At 59.6% G+C, this 448-nt stretch carries 1 protein-coding gene; it reads right to left on the bottom strand.

What is annotated here, in order from left to right:
- Positions 1-448: FAD-binding domain-containing protein (locus tag DVK00_RS20975; protein ID WP_199722523.1), on the bottom strand; the 448-nt coding region annotated here is incomplete at both ends.

Genomic DNA, 448 nt, shown 5'->3' with positions numbered 1-448 from the left:
TCCAACTCCGGCACGTACTTCTTGATGTACTCTCCGTCCGGGTCGTAGCGCTCGCCCTGCGTCATCGGGTTGAAGATGCGGAAGTAGGGTTGAGCATCGGTCCCCGTCGATGCGGCCCACTGCCATCCGCCGTTGTCGTTGGCCGTGTCGTGGTCCGAGAGATACTCACGGAAGTGGTCGTAACCGTGTCGCCAATTGCACAGGAGGTCCTTCGTGAGGAACGACGCGACAATCATCCGGACGCGGTTGTGCATGTACGCCTCTTTTTTCAGTTGGCGCATCCCGGCATCGACGATGGGGTAGCCGGTGCGGCCTTCTTTCCACGCCGCCAGTTCGTCAGAGTCGTCGCGCCACTGGATGTCGTGTTCGTACTCCTTGTAGTTCTCCGTCACGACGTTCGGATTGTACCGAAGGACGTGAGCGTAGAATTCGCGCCACGCGAGTTGTG

This window comes from Haloarcula sp. Atlit-47R, assembly GCF_003665985.1.
Lineage (GTDB): Archaea > Halobacteriota > Halobacteria > Halobacteriales > Haloarculaceae > Haloarcula > Haloarcula taiwanensis.
Note: the sequence above shows the minus strand (reverse complement) of the source record. Positions and strands in the feature narration are given on the sequence as shown.